General features: G+C 68.5%; 22 protein-coding genes. 9 read left to right on the forward strand and 13 right to left on the reverse strand.

Annotated elements, in window-relative coordinates:
• The first annotated feature begins 9 nt into the window (after positions 1-9).
• From EYW47_RS35200 to EYW47_RS35215, 4 genes are all read left to right on the forward strand, one after another.
• Entirely contained in the window at positions 10-552 is a 543-nt protein-coding gene (locus EYW47_RS35200) for a diacylglycerol kinase (RefSeq protein ID WP_240764055.1), read from the forward strand.
• Positions 553-754: 202 nt separating this feature from the next.
• On the forward strand, positions 755-1486 hold the full coding sequence (locus tag EYW47_RS35205) for a TetR/AcrR family transcriptional regulator (RefSeq protein ID WP_133199424.1): 732 nt from the start codon (positions 755-757) through the stop codon (positions 1484-1486).
• A gap of 5 nt (positions 1487-1491) precedes the next feature.
• On the forward strand, positions 1492-2076 hold the full coding sequence (locus EYW47_RS35210) for an LOG family protein (RefSeq protein ID WP_133199425.1): 585 nt from the start codon (positions 1492-1494) through the stop codon (positions 2074-2076).
• A 148-nt stretch (positions 2077-2224) separates the two neighbouring features.
• A complete protein-coding gene (locus EYW47_RS35215; RefSeq protein WP_133199426.1) occupies positions 2225-2971 on the forward strand; it encodes an SDR family oxidoreductase in 747 nt (248 codons plus the stop codon).
• 63 nt (positions 2972-3034) lie between these two features.
• Here EYW47_RS35215 and EYW47_RS35220 read toward each other — a convergent pair whose 3' ends face one another.
• The 5 genes from EYW47_RS35220 to EYW47_RS35240 all read right to left on the reverse strand — a co-directional run bounded on the left by EYW47_RS35220 (position 3035) and on the right by EYW47_RS35240 (position 6557).
• A complete protein-coding gene (locus tag EYW47_RS35220; protein WP_133199427.1) occupies positions 3035-3655 on the reverse strand; it encodes a DUF924 family protein in 621 nt (206 codons plus the stop codon).
• Positions 3652-4395 carry an alanyl-tRNA editing protein gene (locus EYW47_RS35225; RefSeq protein WP_133199428.1) on the reverse strand — a complete coding sequence of 248 codons (744 nt, stop codon included), beginning with the start codon at positions 4393-4395 and terminating at the stop codon, positions 3652-3654. Before EYW47_RS35225 ends, EYW47_RS35220 begins: the two co-directional genes overlap by 4 nt.
• Before the next feature lie 146 nt (positions 4396-4541).
• Positions 4542-4952 carry a group II truncated hemoglobin gene (locus EYW47_RS35230; RefSeq protein ID WP_133199429.1) on the reverse strand — a complete coding sequence of 137 codons (411 nt, stop codon included), beginning with the start codon at positions 4950-4952 and terminating at the stop codon, positions 4542-4544.
• A gap of 127 nt (positions 4953-5079) precedes the next feature.
• Positions 5080-5391, reverse strand: a complete 312-nt coding sequence (locus EYW47_RS35235) for a Zn-ribbon domain-containing OB-fold protein (protein ID WP_133199430.1) — start codon at positions 5389-5391, stop codon at positions 5080-5082.
• Complete coding sequence (locus EYW47_RS35240; RefSeq protein WP_133199431.1) at positions 5388-6557, reverse strand: thiolase family protein; 1170 nt, start codon at positions 6555-6557, stop codon at positions 5388-5390. The genes EYW47_RS35235 and EYW47_RS35240 overlap by 4 nt, the downstream gene beginning before the upstream one ends.
• Positions 6558-6933: 376 nt before the next feature.
• Here EYW47_RS35240 and EYW47_RS35245 point away from each other — a divergent pair, with 376 nt between their 5' ends.
• The 5 genes from EYW47_RS35245 (at position 6934) to EYW47_RS35265 (ending at position 12394) form a co-directional block, all read left to right on the forward strand.
• Positions 6934-7944 carry a PDR/VanB family oxidoreductase gene (locus EYW47_RS35245; protein WP_133199432.1) on the forward strand — a complete coding sequence of 337 codons (1011 nt, stop codon included), beginning with the start codon at positions 6934-6936 and terminating at the stop codon, positions 7942-7944.
• A 116-nt stretch (positions 7945-8060) separates the two neighbouring features.
• A complete protein-coding gene (locus EYW47_RS35250) occupies positions 8061-9401 on the forward strand; it encodes an aromatic ring-hydroxylating dioxygenase subunit alpha (protein WP_133199433.1) in 1341 nt (446 codons plus the stop codon).
• Complete coding sequence (locus tag EYW47_RS35255) at positions 9398-9931, forward strand: aromatic-ring-hydroxylating dioxygenase subunit beta (RefSeq protein ID WP_133199434.1); 534 nt, start codon at positions 9398-9400, stop codon at positions 9929-9931. The genes EYW47_RS35250 and EYW47_RS35255 overlap by 4 nt, the downstream gene beginning before the upstream one ends.
• Before the next feature lie 38 nt (positions 9932-9969).
• Positions 9970-11640, forward strand: a complete 1671-nt coding sequence (locus tag EYW47_RS35260) for an AMP-binding protein (protein ID WP_133199472.1) — start codon at positions 9970-9972, stop codon at positions 11638-11640.
• Position 11641: 1 nt separating this feature from the next.
• Positions 11642-12394 (forward strand): SDR family NAD(P)-dependent oxidoreductase, encoded by a 753-nt coding sequence (locus EYW47_RS35265; RefSeq protein WP_240764053.1) that lies wholly within the window; start codon positions 11642-11644, stop codon positions 12392-12394.
• A gap of 46 nt (positions 12395-12440) precedes the next feature.
• Here the strand turns inward: EYW47_RS35265 and EYW47_RS35270 are convergent, their stop codons facing one another.
• The 8 genes from EYW47_RS35270 to kdpB all read right to left on the reverse strand — a co-directional run bounded on the left by EYW47_RS35270 (position 12441) and on the right by kdpB (position 23681).
• The gene (locus EYW47_RS35270; protein WP_133199435.1) at positions 12441-13001 is read right to left on the reverse strand and encodes a MarR family winged helix-turn-helix transcriptional regulator; all 561 of its coding nucleotides are present in this window, start codon (positions 12999-13001) and stop codon (positions 12441-12443) included.
• Positions 13002-13105: 104 nt separating this feature from the next.
• Positions 13106-15625: an ABC transporter permease gene (locus EYW47_RS35275; RefSeq protein ID WP_133199474.1), complete on the reverse strand. Its 2520-nt coding sequence runs from the start codon at positions 15623-15625 to the stop codon at positions 13106-13108.
• A gap of 179 nt (positions 15626-15804) precedes the next feature.
• Positions 15805-16419 (reverse strand): DUF4126 domain-containing protein, encoded by a 615-nt coding sequence (locus EYW47_RS35280; protein ID WP_133199436.1) that lies wholly within the window; start codon positions 16417-16419, stop codon positions 15805-15807.
• Positions 16420-16633: 214 nt separating this feature from the next.
• Complete coding sequence (gene sugE, locus EYW47_RS35285; RefSeq protein ID WP_133199437.1) at positions 16634-16954, reverse strand: quaternary ammonium compound efflux SMR transporter SugE; 321 nt, start codon at positions 16952-16954, stop codon at positions 16634-16636.
• Positions 16955-17069: 115 nt separating this feature from the next.
• Positions 17070-17768 (reverse strand): two-component system response regulator KdpE, encoded by a 699-nt coding sequence (kdpE, locus tag EYW47_RS35290; RefSeq protein WP_133199438.1) that lies wholly within the window; start codon positions 17766-17768, stop codon positions 17070-17072.
• Entirely contained in the window at positions 17761-20697 is a 2937-nt protein-coding gene (locus EYW47_RS35295) for a sensor histidine kinase (protein WP_133199439.1), read from the reverse strand. The genes kdpE and EYW47_RS35295 overlap by 8 nt, the downstream gene beginning before the upstream one ends.
• Positions 20698-20944: 247 nt before the next feature.
• Positions 20945-21523, reverse strand: a complete 579-nt coding sequence (gene kdpC, locus EYW47_RS35300; RefSeq protein WP_133199440.1) for a potassium-transporting ATPase subunit KdpC — start codon at positions 21521-21523, stop codon at positions 20945-20947.
• Between the two features lie 46 nt (positions 21524-21569).
• Positions 21570-23681, reverse strand: coding sequence for a potassium-transporting ATPase subunit KdpB (gene kdpB, locus EYW47_RS35305; RefSeq protein WP_133199441.1), 2112 nt, complete (start codon positions 23679-23681; stop codon positions 21570-21572).

The raw sequence follows: 23681 nt of genomic DNA on the forward strand, positions 1-23681 counted from the left end.
GCGGCGCCCGTGCATGCGGGCGCCGCCGCGAACGCGCCGTGCGCGAGCGCCACCGCGCCCCACCCGCAGCCCGGACCGCCCGAGCCGCCGGAACCCGCGCATCTGCACGAGCCGCTCGGCCCGGACGACCCGCTGGCCCCGCTGCCGTTCAACCCCTACAAGGGCAACCGCGGCATCATGCGCGCCTGGAACGCGCTCAAATATTCGATCAAGGGTTTTCGCGTCGCCATCCGCGAAGAAAGTGCGTTTCGCCAGGAGCTCACGCTCGCGGCCATCCTCGTGCCCATCGGTGTGCTGGTGCCGGTCGAACCGGTCGAGCGCGTGCTGCTGCTAGGCTCGGTGATGCTGGTGCTGATCGTCGAGCTGCTCAATTCGAGCATCGAAAACGCCGTCGACCGCATCGGTCTGGAGCGCAACGAGCTTTCGGGCCGCGCCAAGGATCTCGGCAGCGCCGCGGTGACGGTCGCGCTCCTCACCTGCGTGATGGCATGGGGCTTGATCCTCGTGCCGCGCTTCGGCCCCGCCCTGCTGCACTGGCTCGGCATGCGCTGAGCCCCAACTCTCCTGCAACCGCCAGGGGCGCCGCCGTGCCACGCTCATGCCGTGCGTTCCGGACAGGCTGGCTTGGCGGCCGGATCGTCGGTTTATAATCGAACGACAGTCTTAAAAAACGACCACCCGCGTCCGGGCCGGCGGCGCTTCGCACAGGCGGCAGCGTTGCAGGTCCGACGCCGCACTCCCAAGGCCCGACGACATGGATTCCAAACCTCCCCGCCGTACACGCGAACGGATTCTTGAGCTGTCGTTGAAGCTGTTCAACGAGATCGGCGAGCCCAACGTCACGACGACGACCATCGCCGAGGAAATGGAGATCAGTCCAGGCAACCTGTACTACCACTTCCGCAACAAAGACGACATCATCAACAGCATCTTCAGCCAGTTCGAGCAGGAGATCGAAAAGCGTCTGCGCTTCCCGGACGACCATCGCGCCACCATCGACGAGATGTGGGCGTATCTGCAGTACATGGTCGATTTCACGTGGCGCTACCGCTTCCTCTATCGCGACCTGAACGACTTGCTCGCGCGCAACCGCACGCTCGAGATGCACTTCAAGCAGATCATCAGCCACAAGGTGCACTTCGCGAAGCAGTTCTGCGAGCAGCTCGTGGAAGACGGCGAGATGGTCGCGACGCCCGCCGAGATCCACGTGATCTCGACCAATATCGGCGTCATTGCCACCTACTGGCTGTCGTACCAGTTCGTGATGAACCCGCGCAAGTACAACGACCAGGAAGCGATCCAGGACGAACTGCACCAGGTGAGCGTGCAGATCGTCTCGCTGATGGCGCCTTATCTGCGCGGACGCGCGCGCCAGCTCTTCGACGACCTCGTCACGGGCAAGCTGGAAAAGCGCGAGTTCTACGATTACCTGCCGCCGCGCGAGGGCACGACGGGGGGCGCGAGCGCGAAGGACAACAAGGATTGATGCGAATGAAAGCAGTCTGCGTATATTGCGGCTCCTCGATGGGAGCCCGACCGGTCTACAACGAGGCGGCGCAGGCGTTCGGCCGCGCGCTCGTCGATGCCAACCTCGCGCTCGTCTACGGCGGCGGCAAGGTGGGCCTGATGGGCGTGATCGCCGATACCGTGATGGCGCATGGCGGCCGTGCCATCGGCGTCATTCCCGAGCTGCTGGTGGACAAGGAAGTGGGCCACAACGGCCTCACGGAGCTGCACGTCGTGCCCGACATGCATCAGCGCAAGAAGATGATGGCCGATCTCTCCGATGGCTTCGTCGCGATGCCTGGCGGCGTGGGCACGCTCGAAGAGCTGTTCGAGGTCTACACGTGGGCGCAGCTCGGCTATCACCACAAGCCGGTGGGCGTGCTCAATATCGACAGCTTCTACAACCCGCTCATCGCGCTGCTCGAGCACACCGTGAGCGAAGGCTTCATGCGCCAGGCGTATCTCGACCTACTGCAGATCGACAGCGATCCCGCCGCGCTGATCGGCAAGCTCAAGCACTACCACGCGCCGGCCAAGGACAAGTGGGCGGATCTGCGCGAGAACGTTTGAGGCGAGGCCGATCTGCCGCGCGCCGTTCACCGCGCCAGATGCGCAACCACAGGCATTGCGTGGGGCCAGGTGTGATGCCGGGGCTCGGAGCCAGCGCTCCAGCCGGCACTTGTTGCACCCGGTCCCGTCGACAGGAGGTGACACACAGATGGGCAAGGTCGTTCTAATCACCGGCGCGAGCCGCGGCATCGGCCGCGCGTGCGCGCGGCTGCTTGGCGCACACGGCTGGACCGTGGGCGTGAATTATCTGCACAACGAACCAGCCGCCGAAGAGACCGCGGCCGAGGTCGGCCGCGCGGGCGGCCACGCACGCGTGCTGCGCGGCGACGTGGCCAGCGAAGCCGACGTGCTCGCGATGTTCGACACGCTCGAGTCGGCGTATGGTCGCATCGATGCGCTCGTGAACAACGCGGGCATCGTGGCGCCCTCGTCGCGCGTCGCGGACATGGACGCCGAGCGCCTCAAACGCATGTTCGACGTGAACGTGTACGGCGCATTCCTGTGTGTGCGCGAAGCGGCGCGGCGCATGTCGAAGGACCGCGGCGGCGACGGCGGCGCCATCGTGAATGTGTCTTCGGCGGCGTCGCGGCTCGGCTCGCCTAACGAGTACGTCGACTACGCGTCCTCCAAGGGCGCCATCGACACGATGACGATCGGTCTCGCCAAGGAGCTCGGCCCGCAGGGCGTGCGCGTGAACGCGGTGCGGCCCGGGCTCATCGACACGGAGATCCACGCGAGCGGCGGCCGGCCCGAGCGCGCGGCCGTGCTCGGCGCGCAAACGCCACTCGGTCGCCCGGGCAGCGCCGATGAAGTCGCGCAAACGATCGTGTGGCTCTTGAGCGATGCGGCATCGTACGTGACGGGCGCCCTGCTCGACGTGAGCGGCGGGCGCTGAGCGAGCGCCGCGAAATCGCCGGGCAGTTGCAAAAACTGCCCGCCGCGCTACAGCGCATTCCTGCTAGAACGACGAGCCCGGCTCACGCAGGAATACGGCCTCGGCGTCGCTGCTCGAGCGGCCGAGCTGCGCATTGCGGTGCGGGAAGCGCCCGAAGCGCTCGATGACCGCGGCGTGGCGCAGCGCGTAATCGTAGTATCCCTTAGCTTCCGGATCCTTCGCGAGCTCGCCGAAGAGCCGCAGCGACTCGCGCTGCGCATCGGCCGATTCCGCATGCTCGAACGGCAGATACGCGAACACGCGGTGCTGGAGGCTCGGCAGGCGCAGATCGGCGCCGCTCGCCACCATCGCGCGCGCGATGCCGAGCGCCTTGTCGTCCGCGGAAAACGCGTGCGGCGTGCCGCGATGGCAGTTGCGCGAGAACTGGTCGAGCAGAATCACGAGGGCCAACGCGCCTTCGGGCATCGCGCTCCACGCGTCGAGCTCGCCTGAGCGCGCGGCGTCGAGCAACGCGCCGAAGCGCTCGCGCAAGGACGCATCAAACGCCTCGTCCTTGCGGAACCACATCTTGCGCTCGCGTCCGAATGCTTCCGAACCTGGCGTGCCGAACCAGAAGTCGAGCACCTCGCGGGCGCGCGGATCGAGCACGTCGTGGGCGCGGGCGGTATTCGGCGCTACGCTCATTCGGCCAGTTCCAGCACGAGCCGGCGCGTGCGCGCACTCTTCTTCTCGAGCTTCGCCACACGCAGCCGGCCGATTTCCCCGGTGTTGCGCACGTGCGTCCCGCCGCACGGTTGCAGGTCGATGCTCTCGATGCGCAAGAGGCGCACGCGGCCGAGCCCCATCGGCGGCTTCACGCTCATCGTGCGCACGAGCTCGGGGCGCTGCAGCATTTCGTCGTCGGTGATCCATTCGGTGGCGACGGGATGCGCCCCCGCCACCAGCTCGGCCAGACGCGCCTCGACCATGTCGCGCTCGATCGGCTCGACGGTCGCGAAGTCCAGACGCGCGTAGTCCGTCGTGATGCTGCAGCCGTCCACCGCATAGGGCAGCACCGCGCACATCAGATGGCTCGCCGTGTGCAGGCGCATATGCCGATGACGGCGGGCCCAGTCGATCTCCGCGCGCACGCGCTCGCCGGCCACGATGCGCGCGAGCAGCGCCTCCTGGCCCGGTGCCGGAACGTGCAGCGCGTCGTCCGGGGTCGCGCCTTCGAATTTGGCCTTGCGCGTGTCCGCGATTTCGATGCGCGTGCCGTCGGCGAGCACGAGCGCGCCGGTGTCGCCGGCCTGGCCGCCGCCGAGCGGGTAGAACACGGTCTGGTCGAGCCGCACGCCGTCCTCGCCGACGGCGATCACGATGGCATCGCACTGCGTGAGATAGGCGTCTTCGCGAAAGAGTGCGCGGGTAGGAGATGTCGTCATGGGGATCTGATCCTCGCTTGGGTCCCGAATCCTGCATTATGGCGACGTACGCACCGGCCCAAAATGCAGACTGTGCGCGCGCCACCGCCGGACTGTACCGGCGCTTTTACCGGGACAATCGGCTCAATCGCTTCTCACGCCCTGCATCAGCCCCGACGATTGCGCATCCAGTCCGCGGTTGCGAAAAACGATTCCAGCAGGCGCTCGCGCAGCACCTCGGGCAGCCCGATGTCGACCATCGCCCAGGCCATGCAGCACAGCCACTGGTCGCGCTCAGAGGAAGCAATGCCGAACGGCATGTGACGCGCGCGCAGGCGCGGATGGCCGAAGCGCTCGATGTAATGGTCCGGGCCGCCGAGCCAGCCGCACAGGAACCAGAACAGCTTGTCGCGCGAGCCGTCCAGCGTCTGCGGGTGCATCGCGCGGAGGCCGGCAAACTCGGGCTCGAGGTCCATCAGGTCATAAAAGCGGTCGACGAGCTCGCGCACGCGCGCCTCGCCGCCGACAAGTTCGAAGGCCGAGGGGTCCTGCGGCGCTTCATCGGCTGGATCGGTCATACGGTTCAATCGCTACAAAAACTCAGGCGGCAAGGCGCTTGGCGTCCTGCCGGGGAAGCTGTCATTTTCGCATGGCGGCGCAGGCGGCGCGCGCCGCTTCTTCCCACGCCGTGCGCGCCACGTGCGTCTAGCGCGCTCGCGCCCACACCCGCATGGCGTCGTCGATGGCGAGCGCCACCGCGTCGCCTGCACGCAACGCCGTTTCGCTGCGTGCGATCACCACCGGTCCCGCCTGCGTGCGCACGCTGGCGAGGTACACGTCGCCCGCGCCCTGCGCTCCCACGCGATGCCGCACCACCGTGCTTTCCTCCACGGCGCCGCCGGCGGCGGGCTCGCTCGACCACTGCGCCGCGCCGCAGCGCGGGCAGCGGTAGCGCGCCGGAAACACGGCCTCGCCACAGGCATTGCAACGCTGAATCGCCAGAACCGTTTCGCTCATGCTGGCCTCCTGTCGAGCACGACGGCATTCGCACACATGCCGTAGCGATACTGCACCATGCCATAGCCGCTCACGAGCGCGAGCCGCGCCTCGCGCACCTGACGCGCACCCGCTTCGCCCTGCAGCTGCCGGATCGCTTCGACGAGTCCGTGCATGCCGGCCGCCGCACCCGCCTGCCCTGCCGAAAGCTGTCCGCCCGAGGTGTTCACCGGCAATTCGCGCGACGCGATGCGCGCAATCAGCGCGCCCAGGTCGCCGTCGGGCGCGAAGCCCAGATCGGCGAGCTGGATCAGCGTCATCACCGGATAGTCGTCGTAGACCGAGATCACGTCGATCTCGGCCGGGGTGGCTCCGGCCTGCGTCCAGAGCGCGTTGGCGAGCACGGCGAGGCCGGTCTCCAGGCCATCGCCCGCCTGATGATCGGGGTTGTAGCGGCATTGCAGCGCGCGCACGTGGAGCGGCGCGCGCGCCTCGGTGGCCTGCTTTTTGACGAGATCCGCGCGCGCCACGACGACGGCGTTCGCGCCGCACACCACCGGCACGCAATCGAAGCGACCGAGCGGGTCGGCCACACGCGGCGCCGCGAGATACTCGTCGAGCGTGAGCGGCGTGCGGTACACCGCGCCCGGATTGAGCCCGGCCCACTCGCGCTGCGCCACGCACAACGCGCCGTAGTCGCGCGCGTCCAGCCCGTAACGCCGCGCGTGGCGCTGCGTGAGCATCGCGAAGAGGCTGTTCGGTCCGCCATTCTCCAGCGGCCGCAGATACGTGCGCGTCGTGAGGTTGTAGTGCTCGACCAGTTGCCGGAAATCGGCGGCCTCGAAGCGGTCGCCGGAAAGCAGGACGATGACCGAGGCATCGCCGTGCTGCACCGCGCGAATCGCGTGCTGCAGCAGGTTGATCGCGCTCGCGCCACCGTGGCAGTCGTCCATGCACCAGCGCGGGCTGATGCCCAGCCGCCAGGCCATGTCGATCGCGTGATCCGGCGCGAGCGTGAACGACGCCACACCGAGCCCATCCACCTCACCCGCATCGAACCCCGATTGCGCGAGCGCCAGTGCAAACGCCTGCGCGAGCAAATCGCCGGTCGTGTGCTCCGGCGCCTGGCGGCGGTAGGGCACCTCCACGCCGCAGACAACGGCCGCGCCGTCGAAATCAGATTGCATGTCCCCTCCCAGGGCCTGTCGCCGTGCGCATCCTGTCCGTGTTCATCTTGCCTCGACTCCTCAGCGGTTGCCCGCTGTCTCCACGTTGTCCGACGCTTCACCTTCTTCGCCTCGGGAGCACCCGCCTTGACAGCCGGTTTTTTTCATTATCCAATAAAACACATGAATTTTCATATTTTCGAATCTAAAGGGTTTACGCGTAAATCGCCTTCGCGACGCGTCAGTCCCGCCGATCGAAACAAGTAGCGCCACCTCGCCACGCGAGCCGCGCACTGCGGCCGCCACGGCTTCGTGGACCGCTCAGGAGACGCCTCATGATCGCTTTCACGACATCCCGGACAGCCCGCCGCCGCGCCGGCGCACAAGGAGCTTTGAAATGAGTGCCGCGCCCGTCACCGATGCCTTCGACGTCGTCGTCGAGTCCGTGGAGCCGCTCAGCTCGCACATCACCTCATTCCGCCTGCGCGCGCCCGACGGCCGTGCGCTGCCAGGCTTCGCCGCGGGCGCGCATATTCGCGTGCAGGTGGGCGAAGGCAGCGATGAGTGGCGCGCCTACTCGCTCGTCAATCTCGCGCCGGACGCCTGCGCTGCGTGCGAGCGCGCGCCCGATCACTACCTGATCGCCGTGCGCCGCGAAGATGCGGGCGCAGGCGGCTCGCTGTGGATGCACACACAGGTGCGCGCGGGCCACACGCTGCGCATCGCGCCGCCCGTGAACGCGTTCGCGCTCGCACACGACGACGCGAGCGCCAACGCCGTGCTGATCGCAGGCGGCATCGGCGTCACGCCGATCGCCTCGATGGCCGCCGCGCTCGCCGCGCGCGCCTGCCGCTACACCCTGCACTACACCGGGCGCTCGATCACGCAACTCGCCTTTGTCGACGCACTGCGCGCGCTCGCGGGCGAGCACCTGCATCTCTACGGCGACGATGAACCGGGCGAGGCCAAGCGCTTCGACCTCGCGCGCCTGTTCGCCACGCTCACGCCGGGCCAGCCGCTTTATGTGTGCGGCCCGCAAAGCCTGATCGACGCGGTCATCGCGCTCGCCACGCAACGCGGCTGGCCGCGCGAGCGCATCCGCTCCGAGCTGTTCGCGGCCGCGGCGCCCGAGGCTGGCGACGCCGGGTTCGAACTCGAGTTGCGCCAGACCGGCATGACGCTCACCGTGGCCCCCGCGCAGACGATCCTTGACGCGATGCTCGACGCCGGCCTCGATCCGCTCTACGACTGCAAGCGCGGCGAATGCGGCGTGTGTCAGGTCGGCGTGATCGAAGGGGAAGTCGAGCACCGCGACTATTGCCTGAGCGAGGCCGAAAAGCGCTCGGGGAAGGTGATGCATATCTGCGTGTCGCGCGCCCGCGCGGCGCGCCTCGTAATCGACGCCTAAGCGCGACACATAAGCACGACGCCTAAGCACGACGCACAAGCTCGACGTATCGACGCGACACACAAGCACGCGCGACCCGCAACACAACGCACCCAGCACCGGCCAAGGAGCCCACCATGCCCCGCTATCGCGAAGACGCCGCAGCGCTTGCCGCGCTCGTCGAGCCCGACCAGGTTCACCGCGACGTTTATCTGGATCAGGAAGTGTTCGACCTCGAGATGGAGCGGCTCTTTCGCCGCACCTGGGTCTATCTCGGCCACACGAGCCAGGTGCCCAATGCAGGCGACTACCTCACCGTCGATATCGCGCAAGAGCCGCTCGTGATGGTGCGCCAGGCCGACGGCAGCGTGCGCGTGCTGAAGAACCGCTGCGCACACAAGGGCGCGAAGCTCGTGAGCGCGCCCAACGGCAACACCGGCAAGTTCTTCCGCTGTCCTTACCATGCGTGGACCTACAAGACCGACGGCAAGCCGCTCGCGATTCCGCTGAAGAACGGTTACGAAGGCACGCGCATGAGCGAATGCCCCTCCGGGCAGGGCCTCGCCGCAGTCGCGAACGTACAGACGTATCGCGGCTTCGTGTTCGTGCGCCTGTCCGATGAAGGCCCGTCGTTCAGCGACTATTTCGGCGACTCGCTCTCGTCGATCGACAACATGGCCGACCGCTCGCCCGAAGGCGAGCTGGAAATCGCGGGCGGCTGCCTGCGCTACGTGCACAACTGCAACTGGAAGATGTTCGTCGAGAACCTCAACGACACGATGCATCCGATGGTGGCGCACGAGTCGTCGGCGGGCACGGCGAAAAAGCTCTGGGACGGCAAAAGCGCCGACGAACCGAAGCCGATGGCGATCGAGCAGTTCGTGCCGTTCGTGTCCGACTACGCGTTCTTCGACGGCATGGGCGTGCGCGTCTTCGAGAACGGGCACAGCTACACGGGCGTGAACTTCTCGATCCATTCGAGCTATTCGGCGCTGCCTGAATACGAGCAGCAGCTCGCCACCGCCTGGGGCGAAGAAAAGGCGAAACAGGTGCTCGGCACCGCGCGCCACAACACGGTCTACTACCCGAGCCTCACGATCAAGGGCGCGATCCAGGCGATCCGCGTGGTGCGCCCCATCGCGCCGGACAAGACACTGATCGAATCGTGGACCTTCCGCCTGAAAGGCGCGCCCGACGTGCTGCTGCAACGCACGCTCACGTATTCGCGCCTCATCAACTCGCCGATGTCGGTGGTGGGCCACGACGACCTGCACGCGTACCGCGCGATCCAGGAAGGGCTCGCCGCGAACGGCAACGAATGGGTGAGCCTGCACCGCGACTATCGCGCCGACGAGGCGCAAACGCCCGACCTCACTGTCAACGGCACGAGCGAGATCTCGATGCGCAACCAGTTCCGTGCATGGGCGCGCTACATGGCGCCACAAGCGGCGAAATCATTCCCGGGGACCCAGCGATGACCGCATTGATCGACACTCCACCGAGCGACACTCCACCGAGCGACACCGCACTGCGCGACCCTGCATTGCGCGAGACGCTGATCGACTTCGTCTACCGCGAGGCGCGCCTCCTCGACGAGAAGCAACTCGACGCGTGGTACGCGCTGTTCGCGCAAGACGGCCTCTACTGGATCCCGCTCGCGCCCGATCAGCGCGACGGCCTCAATCACGCCTCGCTGATGTACGAGGACCGCTTGTTGCTCAAGCTGCGCATCGAGCGCCTGAAGCAGCCGCGCGCCTTCTCGCAGCAGCCCGAGAGCCGCTGCCAGCACGTGCTGCAGCGCCCCGAAATCGAGTCCGCCGGCGCCGACGGCTATCGCCTGCGCACGCCGTTCTTCTACGCCGAAGCGCGCGGCGACGAGCAACTGCTCTTCACCGGCGTCGTGCGCCATCACCTCGTCGAGGAGGGCGGCGCGCTGCGCATCCGCGAAAAGCGCATCGACCTGCTCAATTGCGACGCGGCGCTGCCGTCGGTCCAGCTCTTCATGTGAGGCACGCGGTGAACCACGAACAACGCCATCCCGATCCGTTGCCTTATCCGTGCGCGCTTCCGTCCGCGCTTCCGTCCGCGTTTCCGTCCGTTTATGCGGCCTTCGCGGCAAGCGCCGCGCGCTATCCCGATCACGACTTCCTGGTCGTCCTGCCTCAGACCGCGCAGATCTATGGCATCGACACGCAAACGCTGCGCTACGGCGTTGCGCTCGCTCGCGTGGACGCCCTCGCCGCGCGCTACCGCGCTGCTGGCTTCGGGCCCGGCCATCGCGCGGGCCTGATGCTCGAGAACCGCCCCGCGTTCTTCCTGCACTGGCTCGCGCTGAACGCGCTCGGCGTCTCGGTCGTGCCGCTCTCCACCGAGCTGCGCGCCGCCGAGCTCGAATACATCACGGGGCACAGCGAACTCGATCTCGCCGTCGCGCCCTCGGCGCGTCATGCCGATCTGCACGCGGCCGCGCAAGCCGCACAACGCAGCGTCACGATCTGCGAAGCCGATGCGGATGCGGATGCAAAAGCGATCCCGCGCGCCGCCACTGCGCCGCGCACGCACACGCCCGACGCCGATACCGAATGCGCGCTGCTCTACACCTCGGGCACGACGGGTCGCCCAAAAGCCTGCGTGCTGCCCAACGAGTACTTCCTGCTCGCGGGCCTCTGGTACAACCGCATCGGCGGCCTGTGCACGCTGCGGCCCGGCGTCGAGCGCCTCATCACGCCGCTGCCGATGACGCACATGAACGCGATGGCCTACTCGACCATGGCGATGATCCTCGCGGGCGGCGCCATCGTCGCGCTTGACCGCTTTCATCCGCGCAGCTGGTGGGAAGACGTGCGCGCCGCGCGCGCGACCGTGATCCACTATCTCGGCGTGATGCCGGCCATGTTGCTCGGCGCGCCTCCAGGCGCGCACGACCGCGAGCACTCGGTGCGCTTCGGCTTCGGCGCAGGCGTCGACAAGACCCTGCATGCACCGTTTGAAACGCGCTTCGGCATACCGCTGCTCGAAGCGTGGGCGATGACCGAAACCGGCGCGGGCGCCGTGGTGATCGCCAACCGCGAGCCGCGCAACATCGGCAGGTCGTGCTTCGGCAAGCCCGAGGCGGCGCTGGAGGTGCGCATCGTCGGCGACGACGGCCAGCTCGCGCCGGCAGGCGAGCCGGGCGAGCTGCTCGTGCGAGCGAGCGGCGACTCGCCGCGCCGCGGCTTCTTTCGCGAATATCTCAAGGATGCCGAAGCAACGGCGGCGGCCTGGGAAGGCGGCTGGTTCCATACCGGCGACATCGTCCGGCAGGACGCCGACGGCCAGATGTACTTCGTCGACCGCAAGAAGAACGTGATTCGCCGCAGCGGCGAGAACATCTCGGCGGTCGAGGTCGAGAGCGTGCTGCGCAAGCATCCGTGCGTGGCCGACGTGGCCGTCGCGGCCACGCCAGATGCGGTGCGCGGCGATGAAGTGCTCGCCTGCATCGTCACGCGCGAGCCGCTACGCGAGGCTGAACGCACCGCGCGCGCCGCCGAGCTCGTGCAGCTGTGCCTCGCGCAACTCGCTTATTTCAAGGCGCCCGGCTTTGTGGCGTTCGTCGACGCGCTGCCGCTGACCGGCACGCAGAAGGTCCAGCGCGCCGCGCTCAAGGATCTCGCGCGCACGCTGCCCGGCACGCCGTGCTGTATCGACACGCGCACCATGAAGAAGCGCCAGGACTGATATGACGTACACCCTCAGCAAGGAAAACGCGATGAACCGCGCAGCCATCGTCACCGGCGGCAATGCCGGCATCGGCCGGGCGATCGTCGAGCATCTGCTCGAAGCCGGCTATGAAGTGATCTCGCTCGACCTGCGCGCGAACGCGCCGGGCCACGCGCGCCTGTCCACCGTCGAAGTCGATCTCTGCGACGCGGCGGCCACGCGCGAGGCCGCGGCCGAGATCGCCGCGCGCCATGCGCCCACCACGCTGATCCACAACGCTGGCGCGATCCGCCCGGCGCTCCTGCCCGACGTCGCGCACGAGGACCTGCTCGCGCTCACGAACCTGCATCTCGCCGCGCCCATTGCACTCGCGCAGGCCATGCTGCCCACGATGCGCGCACAACGTTTCGGACGTCTCGTGCTGGTTTCGTCGCGCGCGGCACTCGGGCTCGCCACGCGCACGGCCTACTCCGCGACCAAGGCGGGCATGCTCGGCCTCGTGCGCACCTGGGCGCTCGAACTCGGGCCGCTCGGCATCACCGCGAACGCCATCGCACCCGGGCCGATCCAGACCGACATGTTCCACGAGATCGTGCCCGCCGACAGCCCGAAGGTCGCGCAAATCGCGGCCGGCATCCCGGTGGGTCGCCTCGGCCAGCCCGACGACATCGCGCGCGCCGCGATGTTCTTCGCGGCGCCGGAAAACGGCTTCGTCACGGGGCAGACGCTTTACGTGTGCGGCGGCACGAGCACAGGCAGCCTCGCGCTTTGATGCGCATGTGACGAACCACGGCCGCGCGCCCGGTACGGCGCGCGCCTCACTTCGAATGCTGCGCGATCAGTTGCCGCAGAACGTCGACGAAGATCTTCGCGGTCTCGGGTGCAAACGGCAGCAGCACCGAAGCCTCATGTTCCAGCGCGAGCACGACCAGTTCCGCAGCGAGCGTGCTGCCATGCGGCGTGAGCGCGACGAGCGTGCGGCGGCGGCTCGCCGGATCCTCCTGGCGTGCGACCAGGCCCGCTGCCTCCATGCGGTCGATCAGCTTGCTCACGGTGGGCTGCTTCGCGAGGATCACGCGGCCGAGGTCGCCCATCGGCAGCGAGCCGTCGGAGAGACACGCGAGCACGCGCCATTGCAGGACTGGAATCTTCTTGCGTGCGAGCGTGGCGTGGAATTCGTCGGAAATGAGGCTGCTCGCGCGTGCGAGCAGCGCGGCGAGATAGGTGTCGAGAAAGCGCATCGGCGCGGCTTCGGGGGCGGCCAGGTCCGTCTGTGCGGGAGCCGGCGCGCTGGGTTTCGTCGCGCGCGTGGCGGTACGCTTCGAAGCGCGCGTGGGTGTCGGCTTGGGTATCGGCTTGGGTATCGATTCGGTATTCATGGCATCGGCGGAAAAAGCCCCGGCATCATATGCCGAAATCCGTGCTGCGGGCACGCCCGACGCATCACGGACACTGAGCGCACGCCGCTGCGCCCATGCATCCTTCACGCGTCGCGCAGCGACTGCAGCGCGGGCCGCGCAAGCACGTGCCGCAGGCTGATCCACCCGCCCACGCCCGCGCAGGTGACACCCGCCGCGATGCCCGCGGGCACGAGCCACGGATCGAACGCGAGATAGAAGTTGAACACGCGCGTGGCGAGCACCGACCCCACGATCTGCGCGCCCACCGCCGCCATCAGCCCCGCCAGCGCGCCCACCGCGACGAACTCCGCCACCTGCACCGCGCGCACCTGCGCGTGCGATGCCCCCAGCGCGCGCAGCAGCGCCGACTCGCGCATGCGCTCGTCGCGGGTGCCCGCGAGCGCTGCATAGAGCACGAGCACGCCCGCCGCGAGCGTGAACAGAAACAGGAACTGCACCGCGCCGATCACCTGCTCCAGCATGCGCTGGATCTGCGCGAGGATCGGGCCGACGTCGATGGCGCTCACGTTCGGATACTGCGCGACGAGCCCGTCCACCACGGCGCGCTGCGTTTCGGGCAAGTGGAAACTCGTGATGTAGGTGGCCGGGAAGTCGCGCAGCAGCGCGGGCGGCATCAGCACGAAGAAGTTCACCTTGAACGAGCCCCAGTCGAGCTTGCGCACGCTCGTAACGGGCGCCGTCACTTCGAGACCGGTCACGTCGAAGGTCAGCACGTCGCCGGGCTTCACGCCGATCAGCTTCGCGAGCCCCTGCTCGATCGAAAGCTGCGGCGCGCTCGAATCGCCGTACCACGCGCCGGCCTCGATGCGGTTGTCCTCGGGCAGTTGCGTCGTGTACGAAAGGTTGAACTCGCGATCGACGAGGCGGCGCGCCTCCTCGCTCTTGTAGTTCGCGGGGTTCACGGGCTTGCCGTTGATCGTGACGAGACGCCCGCGCACCATCGGCTCGAGATCGGGGCTGGCAATGCCGTGTGCCTTGAGCCACGCGGCCACGGCGTCGTGCTGGGCGGGCTGGATGTCGATGAGGAATTCGTTGGGCGCGTCGGGCGGCGTGGACTTGCGCCAGCCCTCGATCAGGTCGTTGCGCGTCATCGCGATGAGCAGCAGGCACATCAGGCCGATCGCGAGCGAGGTGATCTGCAGCGCGCTCGTGCCGGGCCGCCGCTCGAGCGACGCGAGCGCGTAGCGCCAGCCCACGCCCGCGCGCGCCTCGAGGCCGTTGCGCTGGCTGCGCGCCACGCGCGCGGCGCCCCAGAGCGCAAGCCGCGCCAGGACCGCGAACACGACGAGGCCCAGCGCAAATCCGCCCGCGACGATGCCACCGAGCTTGAGCTCGCCCGCGGCGATCACGAGCAACCCCGCAAACAGCACTATGCCGATGGCGTAAGCGGCCCACGCGGTGCGGCTCTCATCGCCCCACTCGCGGCGCAGCACCCGCACGGGCGGCACCCGCGTGAGCGGCAGGAGCGGCGGCAACGCGAAGCCGAGCAGCAGCACGAGGCCCGCCGCAAGACCTTCGAGCGCGGGCAGCGGCCCCGGGTACGGCAACACGACTTCGATCAGGGTGCCGAGCCACGCGAGCAGCGCGAGATGCCCCGCATAGCCGAGCGCCACGCCAATCGCGCCGCCCACGAGCCCGAGGCCCGTGAATTCGAGCACGAAGAGCGCGCGCAGCGTGCGCTGGCTCGCGCCGAGGCAGCGCATCGCGGCGCAGCCATCGAGATGCCGGCGCATATAGCGATGCGCGGCCATTGCGATCGCCACGGCCGCCAGCAGCGCCGTGAGCAGCGAGACGAGCGTGAGGAAATGGCGCGCCCGGTCGAGCGTCTGGCGCACCTGCGGCTGTCCGTCCTGCAACGATTCGAGGCCGAAGCCGCGTAGCTTGCCGCCGTCGACGCGCGCGTGCGCCCACGCGGCGAACTGCGCGACGGCGGGATCGGCGCCGGCCACGAGCAGGCGGTACGTCACGCGGCTGCCGTAGCCCGTGAGGCCTGTGGAGGGAAGATCCGCGGCGTTGAGCATCAGGCGCGGCGAGAAGTTCACGAACGAAAAGCCGCGGTCGAGCTCACGCGTGATCAGCGCGCCGATCGTGAAGGTGCGCGTGCCGACCCTCACCTGGCTGCCCACGTGCACCTTGAGCGCGTCGAGCAGTTGCTGATCGACCCAGACGGTGCCGGGCGGCGGGATGCCCTGCGCCGCGTGGTCGGGGGCACCGGGCACGCCAGCGATGCGCAACGCGCCGCGCAGCGGATAGCCGGGCGAGACCGACTTGACCGCGGCGAGGCGGGTGGGCGTCTGGTCATCCGTGGCACCTGGCGCCGCTTCGGCGCTCACCATGCTCGGAAAGATCGCCGTGGTCGCGGTCTGCAAGGCGAGCGACTGCGCCTCGCGCGCGAACGAAGGATCGACGGGATGATCGGCGCGCACGATGAAGTCGGCGGCGATCATGCCGCGTGCGTCGCGCTCGAGCCCGCGCTGGAGCCGGTCGGCAAGAAATCCCACGCTCGAGAGCGCCGCCACGGCCAGCACGAGCGCCAGCAGCAGCATGGTCAGCTCACCCGCGCGCCAGTCGCGTGCGCTCATGCGCACGGCAAGGCGCACGAGATCGGGCCAGCCGAGCGTGGTGCGCGCGACGGTGCGTGCAATGGCGCCTGCGCCACCGCGCGGCGCTTCACCGCCCGCGCGGGGCGGCGTGGCCCCGGAGCGGCCAGGATTGCCGCCGGCCGCGGCGTTCGATGCAGACGAGGAAGACCCGGCGCCGCTCAATCGTGACGGCTCCGCAGCGAGAAACGCGACACCATATGGGTCGCCATGCCCCGAAAGCCGCCCTGCACGCCGCGCCACAGGCGCGGCAGCGCCCACGCGGCCACCAGCAGGAAGGCCGCGAGCAGCACTAGAAAGAGCAGCGGCATGAAGAGCGCGAGCAACACGCCGACGAAGGTCATGCCGTCTTCCGCGCCGGACGTGACAACGTTCGACACCGGCTCCGGCGAGAGATTGATGAGCGCGCGCGTGCCGGCCTTGGCCAGATGCGCGGTGCCGGCGAGCGTGCCGCCGGCGAGCGCGGCGACGGTAAGCAGCGCCGGATCGGCATGGCCGAGCGCGCCGGCCGCCAGCACAGCGCCGGCGGGAATGCGGATGAAGGTATGCACGGCGTCCCAGAGCGAATCGAAGGCGGGGACTTTGTCGGCGAGAAACTCTAGCAGCGTGAGCGCGGCGGCGATGCCGATCACCCAGGGGGAAGCGAGGATTGCAAGCGTGTCAGGCAGATGGATGAGGCCGAGACGTTGCAGCACGCCGGCCATCAGGACCGTGAGGTAGAGGCGCAGACCGCTGCCCCAGGACAGGCCCGCGGCAAGCGAAAGTGGTTCCAGCATGACTGCCTCCTCGCGCGAGGCGCGCGCGGCGCCGTTCCCCACGAATCAGGCATGGCGCGACGCATACGCATGCGTGGCGCCAGGCGTTATCGGGCGCGGAGTGTTATCGGGTTTTGGGGTGATGACCGTTCCATTATAGCCACGCTCCCCGCGGCACCGCTGCCGTGTTGTGCGAGCGCGCCACGCGTGGCGCGCCTGGCCCGGGAAAAGCGCCTCAGGCCCCCGACGAGAGCTTGAGCCCAATGAGTCCGAGCACGATCAGCGCGGCGCTTGCCACGCGCGCGACGCTAGCGGCCTCGCCCATCACGACGATGCCGAGAATGAACGCGCCCACCGCACCGATGCCGGTCCACACCGCGTACGCCGTGCCGAGCGGCAGCTGGCGCATGGCGAGCGCGAGCAGCCAGAAGCTGCCGAGCGCCGTCACGAGCGTGAAGACCGACCAGCCGGGCCGCGTGAAGCCTTCGGAAGACTTGAGGCCGGTCGCCCATGCGACTTCGAGCACACCGGCAATCAGGAGATAAAACCAGGGCATGAGAACGCTCCCCTTTAGCAATGGGGCCGTCCCCGCTTGAAGATGAGGCGCAAGGCCGTCCTTACGCTTTTGTAAGTATATCATGGGCGACCCGTAGCCGCCCGCCAGGGCACCGCTACTGCACGCCCACCAGCCGATACCCTACGCCCGTCTCGGTGACGATGTGCTCGGGCTGCGCGGGATCGCGCTCCAGTTTCTGCCGCAGATGCGCCATGTAGATGCGCAGGTAGTGACTGCTCTCCACATGCGAAGGCCCCCAGACCTCGCGCAGCAGTTGCCGGTGGGTCAGCACGCGACCCGCATCGCGCACGAGCGTCGCGAGCAGGCGGTACTCGATCGGCGTGAGGTGCACCGCAGCGCCACCGCGCGTCACCTGGCGCAGGCCCAGGTCGACGATCACCTCGCCGAAGCACACTTGTGGCGCCTCGTTCGCGCCACCCCGGTTGCGGCGGCGCAGATGCGCACGGATGCGTGCGAGCAACTCGGACACGCCGAACGGCTTCGTGAGGTAGTCGTCGGCGCCGGCGTCGAGCGCGGCGACTTTTTCGCTCTCCTGAGTGCGCGCCGAGAGCACGATCACGGGCAGGTCGCTCCAGCCGCGCAGCTCGCGGATCACGTCGAGGCCATCCGTGTCGGGCAGGCCCAGATCGACGATCACGAGGTCGGGCTTGCGCGTCGCCGCCTCGACCAGACCCTGCTTGCCGGTCTCGGCGTCGTAGACGGCAATGCCCTCCCCCTCCAGCGACGCGCGCACGAAGCGGCGAATCTGCTTTTCGTCTTCGATCAGGACAACGGCGAGGCTCGGATCACTCATGGGCGGGCTTGGCGGGTTGGGGTTCCACAGCGGGTTGGGGTTCCACGGCGTGCGCTTCGTGAGCTTCATGCGCTTCGTGCGCGTCGAGCGCGGCATCCCCCGTCTGGGCGGCTTCGTCGAGCTCGGCCGCATCGGTGGGCAGCGGCGGCGGCGCCTCCACCGGCAGCGCGAACCAGAACGACGCGCCCTCGATGCGGCCATCGGCGGCCACGCGGTTAGCCGCGCCGATTGTACCGCCGTGCGCCTCGACGATCGCGCGGCAGATCGCAAGCCCGAGGCCGATGCCGGGCTTCGCCGACTCCTTCTCGCCGCGCGTGAACTTCTCGAACACGCGCTCGCCCATGCCGTGCGGCAGGCCCGGGCCATTGTCGTCGATGCTCACGCGCACGAACGGCTGACCGTTCTCCTCGATACGGCGCGCCCCGATCGTGAGCGGCGTATCGGGCGGCGTGTACTTCGCGGCGTTTTCCAGCAGGTTCGAGAAGAGCCGCTCCATGAGCACGGCGTCGAGCTGCAGCAAGGGCAAGCCCTCTTCGAGCAACACTCGCACCGGATGGCGCGCCAGCACGCGGCGGCACGCGGCCAGCGCCGCGCCCACGGTTTCCTCGAGCAGCGTCCATTGCCGGTTGAGCTTGAGGCTGCCCGCTTGCAGGCGCGCCATGTCGAGCAGATTCGTGACGATGCCGGTCATGCGCAGCGCCTCGTCGTGAATCGCCTCGATGAGCTCGCCCGCGCGGGCGTTCTGCACGTCGGCGGGTGTGCCGGGCTCGTGTGTCTGCGCGAGCATCGACGAAAAGCCGACGATGGCCGTAAGCGGCGTGCGCAGGTCGTGCGAGATCGCCGAGAGCAGCGAGTTGCGCAGCCGTTCGGACTCCATGTTGACGAGCGCGTCGCGCGCGATTTCCACGTAGTGCACGCGTTCGAGCGCGAGCGCGATCTGCGCGGCGAATGCGTCGAGCATGCGCTGCTGCTCGGGCACCAGCATCTCGCGCGCGTCGCGCGTGACCACGGCCAGCACGCCGCGCGTGCGCATCGGCGCCTTGAGCGGCAGGTAGAGCGCCGCCGCCGCGGGCAATGTGTCGGTGCCGTGGCCCGCTGGCTTTTGCTGGTCGTAGACCCACTGGCCCACGTCGATGTCGAGGCTGCCCGGCTCGAGCATGACCTTCGGATCGGGGTCCTCGATCTTTTGCTGCACCTTGTCGGCGCTGTCGGGCAACAGAATCGCCACGCGCGCGCCGAACACCTCGTTCACGTGGCGGCTGCCGATCGCCACGATCTGCTCGGTCGCGAGCGCGGCGGCCAGCTCGCGCGCCATCGCGTACATCGCGCCGGTGCGCTGCTCGCGCCGCTGCGCGACGCTCGCCTCGCGGCGCAGGCTCGAAGTGAGATGGCTGATCACGAGCGAGGTGAGCAGCATGCCCACGAAGGTCAGCAGGTATTGCGTGTCGCTCACCGAGAACGACATGCGCGGCGGCACGAAGAAAAAGTCGTAGGCGGCCACGCTCGCGAACGAGAGCAGCACGCCCGGCCCGCGCCCCAGTTTGGTCGCCGTGAAGATCACGCCGAGCAGATACAGCATCACGAGATTGGCGAGCGCGATGCGGTCGAGCAGCGTGCTTGCGAGCACCGTAATGCTCGCGCAAATCGCGAGCGCCGCCGCATAGGCGCGCGGCGGCGAGCGGTTCGCGGCGTTACCGGCGGCGATGGCGGCGCGCCAGGCGTTGGCGGCGCGCGCGGCGGCCGATGCCTCGCGCGGGACGCCGCCGGCGAGCCTGTCGTTATCGGTGGCGCTCGCGCGCACCAGGGTCAAATCGACGTCCTCGGCCTTTTCCGCGAGGCGCTCGCCGAACGGCCGGCGCAACCAGCGCACCCACCACGCAGAGCCTGTGCGCGTCGCGGCGCCCGCCACGAGCTTCGACACGTTGCGCAGCCGCGCATAGCCGGCGAGCGTGACGGCGGCGTCCTCGCCCGCAAGCGTGGCCGTTTCCGCGCCCAGCTCGGACGCCAGCTTGAGCGCGCCGAGCGTGCGCTGGCGAACCTCGTCGGGCAGGCGCTGGAGCCTGGGCGTCTCCACATAAACGGCGATCCAGTCGGCCTTCAGGCTTGCCGCGAGCCGCGCCGCCGCGCGCACGAGCGCAGTCGCCTCGGGGCCCGGGCCCACGCACGCGAGCAGCCGCTCGCGCGCCTGCCAAACGTGCTGGATCGAGCGGTCGGCACGGTACTCGTGCATCTGCGCGTCGACGCGGTCGGCCGTGCGGCGCAGCGCCAGCTCGCGCAGCGCGATCAGGTTGCCCTTGCGAAAGAAGTTGCGCACCGCGCGCTCGGCCTGCGCGGCCAGATACACCTTGCCGTCGCGCATGCGGTCGAGCAGCTCCTCGGCGGGCAGGTCGACGAGCGTGACTTCGTCGGCGCTGTCGAACACGCGGTCGGGCACCGTCTCCCAGACGCGAATGCCGGTGATCTGCCCCACCACGTCGTTCAGGCTTTCGAGGTGCTGGACGTTGACGGTCGTGTAGACGTCGATGCCCGCGTCGAGCAGCTCGTAGACGTCCTGCCAGCGCTTCATGTGGCGCGCGCCCTGCACGTTCGAGTGGGCCAGCTCATCGACTAGCACGAGTTGCGGCTTGCGCTCGAGCGCGGCGTCGAGATCGAACTCCTCGAGCGTGCGCCCGCGGTACGCAATGCGCTGGCGCGGCAGCACTTCGAGACCGCTCGTGAGCGCAGCGGTCTCGCTGCGCCCATGGGTCTCGACGATGCCGACCACCACGTCCACGCTTTCTTCGGCGCGGCGGCGCGCGGCCTGCAGCATCGCGTAGGTCTTGCCGACGCCCGCCGATGCGCCGAAGAAAATCTTCAGCTTGCCGCGGCGGCGCTTTTCTTCGTCGCGCTGGAGCCGGTCGAGGAGTTCGTCGGGATCGGGGCGGTTCATGCGAAATTCATAGGGAGTGGCGCGTGCCGGACGCGCCTGGGGTCAGGCACCTGGAACGCTACGGAGGATCGTCTCACCGTGGCGCGGAATAAGCAAACTACGCTGGCACGACGCCCGAACCGCGCGGCCGAACAGCGCGACCGAACAGCGAGCCCATGCCGGCAAAGCGCCGGATGAGCAAACACGGGCACCGCATGCAGCCCAAGCGGCATGCGGCGCCCGGTTGCCTTAAGTCTTCAGCCAGCGCTCAGCCCACCTCCTTGCCGTCGAGCGCGAGGTTCAGCTCGAGCACGTTCACGCGCGGCTCGCCGAACACGCCGAACTGGCGGCCCTTGGTATAGCGGTCCACGAGCGCCTGCACGTCGTTCGCGCTCATGTTGCGCGCCTTGGCCACACGCGCCACCTGATACGCGGCGGCGGCAGGCGAGATCTCAGGGTCGAGGCCGCTGGCCGACGAGGTCACGAGGTCGGCGGGAATCGGCTGCGAAACGTCGGTGCCCGCGGCCTTGAGCGCCTCGATGCGGCCTTTGATTTCGTCGGCGAGCGCCGGGTTGGTCGGGCCGAGGTTCGAGCCGCCCGAGTTCGTCGCGTTGTACGGATTGGGCGTGGTGGCCGAGAGACGGCCCCAGAAGTACTGGGGCGCGTCGAACTGCTGGCCGATCAGCGCGCTGCCCACCACCTTGCCGTTCACCTCGACGAGGCTGCCGTTGGCCTGGCGATGGAACACGGCCTGGCCGAACGCGGTCATCACGGCCGGATACACGAGACCCGTGATCGCCGCGAGCACGGCGAAGATCACGATGAGAGGTCGAAACTGCGCTTTCATTTTGGTTTCCTATTGATCTGGCGACATACGAGGCGAGACGAGCGGGTCAAGCCCAGCCGAACGCCGTGAGCACCATGTCGATCAGCTTGATGCACGGGAACGGCAGGAGAATGCCGCCGAGGCCGTAGATCAACAGATTGCGGCGCAACAGCGTCGCGGCGCCGAGCGGCCGGTACTTCACGCCCTTGAGCGCGAGCGGAATCAGCATCACGATGATGAGCGCGTTGAAGATCACCGCCGAGAGAATCGCCGAAGACGGCGAGCTCAGGTGCATGACGTCGAGCACGCGCAGTTGCGGGTACGTGGTGGCGAACGCGGCCGGAATGATCGCGAAGTACTTGGCAACGTCGTTGGCAATCGAGAACGTCGTGAGCGAGCCGCGCGTCATGAGCATCTGCTTGCCGATCTCCACGATCTCGATGAGCTTGGTCGGGTTCGAGTCGAGGTCGACCATGTTGCCCGCTTCCTTCGCGGCCTGGGTGCCGGTGTTCATCGCCACGGCCACGTCGGCCTGCGCGAGCGCCGGGGCGTCGTTGGTGCCGTCGCCGGTCATCGCCACGAGCTTGCCCTGAGCCTGGTGCTCGCGGATCGTCGCGAGCTTGGTCTCCGGCGTCGCTTGCGCGAGGAAGTCGTCCACGCCCGCTTCGGCGGCGATCGCGGCGGCGGTCAGGCGGTTGTCGCCCGTCACCATCACGGTCTTGATGCCCATCTTGCGCAGCTCGGCGAAACGCTCCTTGATGCCGCCCTTCACCACGTCCTTCAGCTCGATCACGCCGAGCACGCGCGCGACCTTGTCGTGCATCTCCGCCACCACGAGCGGCGTGCTGCCGCGGCGCGCGATGTCGTCTACGGCCGTGTCCACTTCGCTGGGGCAGCGGCCGCCGTGCGCTTCCACATACTGCTTGACCGCGTCGGCGGCGCCCTTGCGGATCTCGCGGCCGTGCGTGCCGGGGGCGGTCCCCTCGGGCGAGAGGTCCACGCCGCTCATGCGCGTCTGCGCGCTGAAGGCGAGGAACACCGCGTGCAGCGCGCCCATGTCGCGCTGGCGAATGTTGAAGCGCTGCTTCGCGAGCACGACGATGCTGCGGCCTTCCGGCGTTTCGTCGGCGAGCGAGGCGAGCTGCGCGGCGTCCGCGAGCGCTTCCTCGTTCACGCCCGGCGCGGGCACGAAGGCCGACGCCTGGCGGTTGCCGAGCGTGATCGTGCCGGTCTTGTCGAGCAGCAGCACGTCCACGTCGCCGGCGGCTTCCACCGCGCGGCCCGAAGTGGCGATCACGTTGGCCTGCATCATGCGGCTCATGCCCGCCACGCCAATCGCCGAGAGCAGCCCGCCGATGGTGGTCGGAATCAGGCACACGAGCAGCGCCACGAGCGCCGTGATCGTGACCACATGCCCCATCTTGGCGGCTTCGACCGAGAACATCGAGAACGGCAAGAGCGTCGCGGTCGCGAGCAGCAGCACGATGGTCAGCGCGACCAGCAGGATCGTGAGCGCGATCTCGTTGGGCGTCTTCTGGCGCTTGGCGCCTTCGACCATCGCGATCATGCGGTCGAGGAAGGCTTCGCCCGGATTGGCCGTAACACGCACGACGATCCAGTCGGACAGCACGCGCGTGCCGCCCGTGACCGACGAAAAGTCGCCGCCCGACTCGCGGATCACCGGCGCCGATTCACCCGTAATGGCCGATTCGTCCACCGAGGCCACGCCATCGATCACCTCGCCGTCGGCGGGAATCGTGTCGCCGGTTTCCACCAGCACCACGTCGCCGCGACGCAGGTCGGTCGCGGTCATGATGCGGATGGGCGACTTCGGATGCGGCTCGTTGAGCTTTTTCGCCATCACGTCGCGCTTGGCCTGGCGCAGCGAGGCGGCCTGTGCCTTCGAGCGCCCTTCGGCGAGCGCCTCGGCGAAGTTCGCGAACAGCACCGTGAACCACAGCCAGAGCGCGATCGCGAGAATGAAGCCCGCGGGCGCCTCGGCCTGGCCCATCAGCGCCGCGATCCAGAGGATCGTCGTGAGCACGCTGCCCACGTAGACGCAGAACATCACCGGGTTGCGCAACTGCGTGCGCGGCTTGAGTTTCCTGAACGAATCCACGATGGCCGGACGCAGGAGCGCCGGATCGAACATGGACCGTGTAGCACTATGTTGTGTCAT

This window comes from Paraburkholderia silviterrae, from assembly GCF_004353915.1.
Taxonomy (GTDB): Bacteria; Pseudomonadota; Gammaproteobacteria; order Burkholderiales; family Burkholderiaceae; genus Paraburkholderia; species Paraburkholderia silviterrae.

Coding starts and splice junctions, on each gene's coding strand:
- EYW47_RS35210 (WP_133199425.1), top strand. CDS start 1,492: ATGAAAGCAGTCTGCGTATATTGCGGCTCCTCGATGGGAGCCCGACCG.
- EYW47_RS35240 (WP_133199431.1), bottom strand. CDS start 6,557: ATGCAATCTGATTTCGACGGCGCGGCCGTTGTCTGCGGCGTGGAGGTG.
- EYW47_RS35215 (WP_133199426.1), top strand. CDS start 2,225: ATGGGCAAGGTCGTTCTAATCACCGGCGCGAGCCGCGGCATCGGCCGC.
- EYW47_RS35225 (WP_133199428.1), bottom strand. CDS start 4,395: ATGACGACATCTCCTACCCGCGCACTCTTTCGCGAAGACGCCTATCTC.
- EYW47_RS35275 (WP_133199474.1), bottom strand. CDS start 15,625: ATGAGCGCACGCGACTGGCGCGCGGGTGAGCTGACCATGCTGCTGCTG.
- EYW47_RS35245 (WP_133199432.1), top strand. CDS start 6,934: ATGAGTGCCGCGCCCGTCACCGATGCCTTCGACGTCGTCGTCGAGTCC.
- EYW47_RS35255 (WP_133199434.1), top strand. CDS start 9,398: ATGACCGCATTGATCGACACTCCACCGAGCGACACTCCACCGAGCGAC.
- kdpB (WP_133199441.1), bottom strand. CDS start 23,681: ATGACACAACATAGTGCTACACGGTCCATGTTCGATCCGGCGCTCCTG.
- EYW47_RS35235 (WP_133199430.1), bottom strand. CDS start 5,391: ATGAGCGAAACGGTTCTGGCGATTCAGCGTTGCAATGCCTGTGGCGAG.
- EYW47_RS35295 (WP_133199439.1), bottom strand. CDS start 20,697: ATGAACCGCCCCGATCCCGACGAACTCCTCGACCGGCTCCAGCGCGAC.
- EYW47_RS35250 (WP_133199433.1), top strand. CDS start 8,061: ATGCCCCGCTATCGCGAAGACGCCGCAGCGCTTGCCGCGCTCGTCGAG.
- EYW47_RS35270 (WP_133199435.1), bottom strand. CDS start 13,001: ATGAATACCGAATCGATACCCAAGCCGATACCCAAGCCGACACCCACG.
- EYW47_RS35265 (WP_240764053.1), top strand. CDS start 11,642: ATGACGTACACCCTCAGCAAGGAAAACGCGATGAACCGCGCAGCCATC.
- EYW47_RS35280 (WP_133199436.1), bottom strand. CDS start 16,419: ATGCTGGAACCACTTTCGCTTGCCGCGGGCCTGTCCTGGGGCAGCGGT.
- EYW47_RS35220 (WP_133199427.1), bottom strand. CDS start 3,655: ATGAGCGTAGCGCCGAATACCGCCCGCGCCCACGACGTGCTCGATCCG.
- EYW47_RS35230 (WP_133199429.1), bottom strand. CDS start 4,952: ATGACCGATCCAGCCGATGAAGCGCCGCAGGACCCCTCGGCCTTCGAA.
- kdpE (WP_133199438.1), bottom strand. CDS start 17,768: ATGAGTGATCCGAGCCTCGCCGTTGTCCTGATCGAAGACGAAAAGCAG.
- kdpC (WP_133199440.1), bottom strand. CDS start 21,523: ATGAAAGCGCAGTTTCGACCTCTCATCGTGATCTTCGCCGTGCTCGCG.
- EYW47_RS35205 (WP_133199424.1), top strand. CDS start 755: ATGGATTCCAAACCTCCCCGCCGTACACGCGAACGGATTCTTGAGCTG.
- sugE (WP_133199437.1), bottom strand. CDS start 16,954: ATGCCCTGGTTTTATCTCCTGATTGCCGGTGTGCTCGAAGTCGCATGG.